Below are 6,334 nucleotides of genomic sequence, written 5' to 3' on the forward strand. Positions count from 1 at the left end.
GCGCCGAGGACCAATAAGCTCGGTCCGTTTTTGGCTTGCTTCAACATCGTCTTTCCTCCGTTCATCCATCGCCGCGAAAGGTCAGCGCCGATGCCGGGGTAATCTGAACGATGCGCGACATGCGAACCTGACGGGGTATGTCAGCGAAATATCAGCCTGGGCGTGCTATGCTTGAGAGCTTTGGAAGACTTCATGGTCCGACGTCAGCTTATTGCCCTGCTCGCGGCTACCCTGGCCTTCACCACGGTAGAAAGTTCCTCGCTGTCCGTCGCGCTTGCCAAGGATGGCGATAGCGGCAGCGGAGGTGGCGACGGCGGTCGGGGGGGCGGAGACAATAGCGGCCGAGGCGGCGGCGATGATGGCGGGCGGGGTCGCGATGGCGGTGGCGGTCAGGGCAGGGGCCATGGCGGAGACGATGACGGCGGCCGCGGACGTGGCCGAGGGCGCGGGGGAGACGACGCGCCGGCTCAGCGCAGTTGGGGCAGCACGTCGCCCGAGAACGCCCGCGAGGCCGTCTCGCAAGGTTGGGCTCTTGCGCTGAACCAGGTTCTCCCAACGGTCTCGAAGGCTGTGCCCGGCCAGGTTCTGGAGGTGGATTTGCGCCAGTCCTGGAGTGGCGAGTGGCAATATGAGTTTCTCGTTCTGACCCGGGACCGTCGTTACCGGGAGGTCATCGTTGACGCCCGCAACAATCAAATTCTCCAGATCAGGAGACGCTGATGAGGATTCTTCTCGTCGAGGATGAGCCCGCAATCGCCGGAGACATCCGGCACGCTCTGTCTGAGACCGGATACGTCGTGGATATCGTTAGAGACGGGGAGGAGGGCTGGTTCCGAGCCTCCACGGAAGATTACGATGCTCTCATCCTCGACCTTGGTCTGCCGAAGCTCGAGGGCCTGTCCGTGGTGGTGCGGCGATTGCGGGAAGAGGCCAGCACCGTCCCAATTCTCGTTCTGACGGCCCGAGGCTCCTGGTTGCAGAGGGTTGAGGGGATCGATGCCGGTGCCGACGACTACCTGACAAAACCCTTCGAAATGGAGGAACTCCTCGCCCGATTGGCTGCCCTGCTGCGTCGCGTCGGGCGCCATGTCACCCCTCTCATCGAAGTCGGTACCCTGCGCATTGATACGCGTCGCCTCCGAGTGATGGTCAATGGAAGGGCTATCGAGCTGTCGCCTCTTGAATTTCGCTTGCTCAGATATCTGGCTCATAACCGGGATCGTGTTGTCGCTCAGGGCGAGCTGGTCGAGCATGTCTATGGATCGGACGAGCCGGAGAGCAATGCAGTCGAAGCCTTGGTGGCACGTCTCCGGCGCAAGATCGGCACGGAAGCAATCGGAACCAGGCGTGGCCACGGCTACATCATGGAGACACCGGTACCATGACAAGGAACTCCATACGGCTTCGATTGCTGCTCGTCGCTGTCATGTCCATCGTGGCAACGATTGCCGTCGCGGGCGCTTCTCTCGTCGTCTTCTTCGAACGGCAGGTTCTCCGGTACGTGGAACAGGATCTCAACATCCACTGGACGGAATTGGCGACAGCCTTCGGTACCGAAGGAGAGGACGGGCTCAGTCAGAAGCTGACAGATCCGCGTTATCACCAGCCATATGGCGGCGCCTATTGGCAAGTCTCCGAGGGAGGACGCCCAATCATGCGCTCGCGCTCGCTTTGGGACAAGGAACTCTCCCTGGCTGAATCGCGCGAGAGTGCCGAACGCGACAAAGCGTTCGAGATCGATGGACCTGACGGATCAGAGCTCTACGTCATCGAACGGCAGGTCACAGTGGATGGCGAGCAAGGTCCTCGCAGTATCAGCCTTGCCGTCGCCCTGGATCACGGGCAGGTTGTCGAATTGCGGCAGGCCTTCGGATGGGATGTGACCCGTGTCCTCATCCCTATTGCCGCCGTTCTTGTTCTCTTTGCCTGGATCCAGCTCTCGCTCGGTCTGCGCCCGTTGGGGGCTGTCGGACATGAGTTGAATGCGGTTCAGACCGGCCAGATCCGGCGCATGACCCGACGCTTTCCGAACGAGGTGGCTCCGCTCGTCGACAGCATCAACAAACTTCTCGATCGGCAGGAGAACCTTGTCCGTAAGGCCCGAGACCGTGCTGGGGCATTGGCTCACGGGTTGAAGACGCCGCTGACGATTCTTGGCGGTGAGGTGCGGCGCCCTGAGAAAGCGGGTCTACAGGATGCCGCAGCGTGCGTGCAGGAGCAGCTGGAGTTGATCCGCAATCACGTTGAGCGCGAGGTCGCGCGAGTCCGCACCAGTGGCACGTCGGTCGGCTGTGGTGCCTATGCACAGGTGGACGAAACGATTGCTCGCCTCCTGCGGCTGATGCAGCACATGCCACGGGGGGAACGGCTCATCTGGCAGACGGACATCCCTGCTGACTTGGCCGTGGACATGGATCCCCATGACTTCGGTGAGGTCATGGGCAACTTGCTCGACAACGCCCGAAAATGGGCAAAGACCCATGTCACTATCCAAGTGGCAAGAAAGGGCGATAAGGCTCGGATCAGCGTTGAGGACGATGGTCCTGGCTTCTCAGGGAACGCTGACGGAGCAAGACCTGAGCGCGGCATGCCAGGACGATCCGATCCCGGGTCGAGCGGACTTGGCCTCGGTATTGTGGAAGATATTCTGGCTGAATACGGAACGAGCGCTGAAATTGAAGGCAATGGACGTTGTCACATCGCATTCGAAATCCCTCTTTGTCGATCAGGACCGGCCCACGATACGTCAAAGAGTGAGATGCAGATGAGTTTGTAGGAGAGACAAACAATAGCCGTCGGGTCGAGTGAAGCCCGAGGTTTGGTTTTCTTGATGAAAGGGCTGAACCCTCCAGGAGGACACGATGAAGCATCATAGTGAAATGATACGTCGTCTCGGTTTGTTGGCAGGAGCTTTTGTCTTGTCGATCGGCACCGCGTGCGTTCTCACACCTGCCATGGGGGCAGGTGAAGGCGGAAACTCCGGCGGTGGCAGCGGCGGCAATGCCGGGGGCGGAAGTGACGGCGGGGGTGGAAATAATGGAAGCGCAGGCCGGCAGGGTGGACGCGGCAGTGATGCTGGCTCCCTCAATATGGTGACCTGCCCCAGAGGTCAGATCTATAGCCAGAGATCCCGTCGGTGCGTCCAAGTCAGAAGTGAGGTTTTGACGGACGAGGCCGTGACAGATTACGCCTATGCTCTTGCGCAGGCCGAGCGTTTCGACGAGGCACTGGAAGTGCTCAACATGGTTCGAAATCCGGACACGCCAAAGGCCCTCAATTATCGCGGGTACATCACACGAAAACTTGGGCGGATCGACGAGGGCATCGGCTACTATCTCAAGTCGGTCGCTATGGATCCGAAATATGCCCAGGTGCGCGAGTATCTCGGCGAGGCCTATGTTACCCAGGGCAAGCTCGATCTCGCTCGGGAGCAATTGCAGATCATTCAGACGTTGTGTGGAACGGAGTGCGAGGAATATCGCGATCTGGCCGAGGCTATAGAAGGAACTCCTCAATGAAGCGGTAGAAGGCTGAGCATTTCTCCGACACGGCTCCCTCGCGTCGGGATCTTGTAAGGGACGGTGACAATGATCAAGCTTCAGGCGCCGATTTCTTTTGTCGCAAGGCTCATGTTGGCGTTCATCTTCGTTGTCGAGGGATGGAACAAGATCGGATATTACGAGGGAACGGTACAATACATGGAAAATCATGGTGTACCAGGAATGCTTCTGCCGCTCGTCATCGTAACCGAACTAGGTGGCGGTCTGCTGATCGCTTGCGGCTTCCAAACACGTCTGGCTGCATTGGCCTTAGGAGGTTTCTGCGTTCTGACCGCCATCCTCTTTCATAGGCACATCGCAGACATCAGCGAGTTCATTCACTTCAACAAAGATCTCGCGATTGCAGGCGGCTTCTTACTTCTCGTCGCATTTGGCGCAGGAAGCTGGTCGATCGACGCATGGCAGGCACAACGCGAACTATCTTCGCGCCTCGTCTGAGATGACAACGTTGCAGGATCCAGACTCTCGATAAGCGCAGAGAGCCTGCTAAAGTTAAAGAGCACGTCGCTCATTCGATAGCGCGCAATGACTTTGTGTCTATAAAACCGCCGCAGGAGGATTGTGCACCTGAAGGTCGCGCTGACTCTGGATGACGGCGATCGATATGCGTCCTCTCTCAGCGGGATGGCAGCTATTCATATCAACCAAAAGTGAAACCATAGTTGGCAGTGAGAGGCGATTGAGATGAGTGGAGCTCTTCTTCTGCAACCAGCCTCAGCAGGAATCTTTCCAACTTAAGCCTTCTTCCGTCAGTCGCTATTTGACTTCAGTAGGAAAGCAATTGTTGGAGTTCCATGCCATTAAGGAAGTTTGTGGTAATGGCAGGCAGTAGATTTTAATTATTACAATTCGGAAGCATAGGCGCGCTTGTATAGACGTCAGTTTCTAATGATTTTAATTAAAGATTACATATGGTCAGTAGTCTAGATGTGTTCTAATATTTGATTTTAATCTAGACTCGACTTGCTTGTGTAAGTAGAAGCTGCTCCCCGAAAGGATCGCCGCGGCCGATCCGTGGCGATTTCCAAGCCCCGCCGGCGCGGGCATGCGAGACAAAGGGGAGCTGACGTGTCCATACCTAAGGCCATCACGATCAATGCATCGTCTGCTGCAAACGGCGTCGATCTCGGCACCTATTTTGAGGCCTATTTCCAGGGACTAAAGGCAGGAACATCCAGCTTTTATGGGGGTACGCCTGATGTCAATCCATACGGAGGTCCGCCGACGTATCAGAACGGGACTCAGGTTGGTTTCCGTTACAAGGACGGGTCAGATGCCGCGACAAATAAGCAGGTTCTCATCGAAGGCGAGAACCTGGCCTATGATTATATCCACCATGGTGCAGCCTATGGACACGGGATTTCGGGAACAATCAATTCGGTCGTATTCGGCACACTGGACACGGCGCAGTCAGGTGGTCCTAGTGAACTGACTGGCGTCACGGCGGATTTGATTATCTTAGGGTGGGATATCAGCGCCGAAAGAGGTGCGGGCATCAACACAGATCCGGCAAAGCCGTTTAACGCCGTATATGACTTCTATAAGGCTCTGCAAGGCGCCGGGACGAGTGCAGCCTTAGTTGCAAAACTCAACGACGCATTGGACGGCTACGCGCAAAACATCATCGGTTCCAGCTACGCCGATAACCTTGTCGCCAGCGCGAATGACGATACTATTCAAGGCGGCGGCGGCAATGACGTTATCAACGGCAGCGATGGCAACGACTTCGCCGTGTTTTCCGGTCTGCGTGCGGACTACACCATCATCCAGAATGGCGATGGTAGCTTCACGATCACTGACGAGCGCACCGCAGGCTCGGAGGGGGGAGATACTGTCAGCAACGTGGAGAACTTCCAGTTCTCCGATACAAGCATCACTTCCGGCAACCTCTTGGCCCAGCAGGGTGTCATTACCATCGATGCGAGCGATTCTGATGGGATGGACTTCGAAGCCTTCATCCGTGGGGGATTCCTGTCGAGTGTCGATGGGGTCATGCCCTCGTTCGATAATCAAGCTGCAAACCCAGGTGTTACATCGACCATGGCTGGGGAAGAGATGTTCCTGGGCTATGGCACTGGATCAGCCGGGAAATATGTTCTCGCCCACGGCAGCGTCCAATACAATTTTGGAACGCATACCGTTGCAGGCACGATCAACGCTATCGAGTATGGAACGCGTGGAAGCGGAAGCTTCGACAGTAACGGCTATTTCATCGGTGGCAGTGCTCAACTGAAGATCTCTGGCCTCGAGCTGTTTAATGCTGTTCCCGCCAATGGCACCGAGGAGGCTGAGATCGAAGCGAATGGGCCGGTCCATAACTTCGCAGCAGCCTATATGAAGGGCAAGTTGGCACCTTCCAATCAGCTGAACGTATACGCTGACGCTCTCGACAAGTATGCTCAGAAGTTTATCGGATCGTCCAAGACTGATTTTTATGCCGGAACGATTTTCGCCGACACCATCAATGGCGCTGCGGGCGACGACGTGTTCGGTGCCACCAAGGGCAACGACGCGATCGATGGCGGCGGCGATTACGACCAGATCATCTTCAGCGGTGCCAGAGCCGATTATACGGTGACGCGATTGGCGGATGGCAGCTACACTGTCGCCTTGAACGATGGAAGTGGAACGACGACACTCAAGAACGTCGTGTAATTACCCACGCCGTTGCTGAGGCTGGTTTCAGGCGCTGACGGTAGCGAGAATGGTGCCGAAGACGGTGACACTTGGCGTGAGCCGAGCCGTATCGACGACGGTGCGCACGGCCGCTTCGC

Annotated in this window: 6 protein-coding genes; all 6 read left to right on the plus strand. The window is 57.0% G+C overall.

All coding sequences use genetic code 11. The features are described 5' to 3' along the window. The first annotated feature begins 192 nt into the window (after positions 1 to 192). The 6 genes from ACS5Q1_RS16360 to ACS5Q1_RS16385 all read left to right on the plus strand — a co-directional run bounded on the left by ACS5Q1_RS16360 (position 193) and on the right by ACS5Q1_RS16385 (position 6,215). On the plus strand, positions 193 to 720 hold the full coding sequence (locus ACS5Q1_RS16360) for a PepSY domain-containing protein (RefSeq protein WP_473099217.1): 528 nt from the start codon (positions 193 to 195) through the stop codon (positions 718 to 720). Then, entirely contained in the window at positions 720 to 1,385 is a 666-nt protein-coding gene (locus ACS5Q1_RS16365; protein WP_473099218.1) for a response regulator transcription factor, read from the plus strand. Before ACS5Q1_RS16360 ends, ACS5Q1_RS16365 begins: the two co-directional genes overlap by 1 nt. After that, positions 1,382 to 2,776, plus strand: coding sequence for an ATP-binding protein (locus ACS5Q1_RS16370; protein ID WP_473099219.1), 1,395 nt, complete (start codon positions 1,382 to 1,384; stop codon positions 2,774 to 2,776). Before ACS5Q1_RS16365 ends, ACS5Q1_RS16370 begins: the two co-directional genes overlap by 4 nt. A gap of 400 nt (positions 2,777 to 3,176) precedes the next feature. Next, entirely contained in the window at positions 3,177 to 3,518 is a 342-nt protein-coding gene (locus ACS5Q1_RS16375; protein ID WP_473099220.1) for a tetratricopeptide repeat protein, read from the plus strand. 69 nt (positions 3,519 to 3,587) lie between these two features. Next, the gene (locus ACS5Q1_RS16380; RefSeq protein WP_473099221.1) at positions 3,588 to 3,998 is read left to right on the plus strand and encodes a DoxX family protein; all 411 of its coding nucleotides are present in this window, start codon (positions 3,588 to 3,590) and stop codon (positions 3,996 to 3,998) included. Between the two features lie 630 nt (positions 3,999 to 4,628). Next, positions 4,629 to 6,215 (plus strand): hypothetical protein, encoded by a 1,587-nt coding sequence (locus tag ACS5Q1_RS16385; protein ID WP_473099222.1) that lies wholly within the window; start codon positions 4,629 to 4,631, stop codon positions 6,213 to 6,215. The last annotated feature ends 119 nt before the right edge of the window (positions 6,216 to 6,334 follow it).

The sequence above is a fragment of the Microvirga sp. GN3 genome (assembly GCF_055792825.1).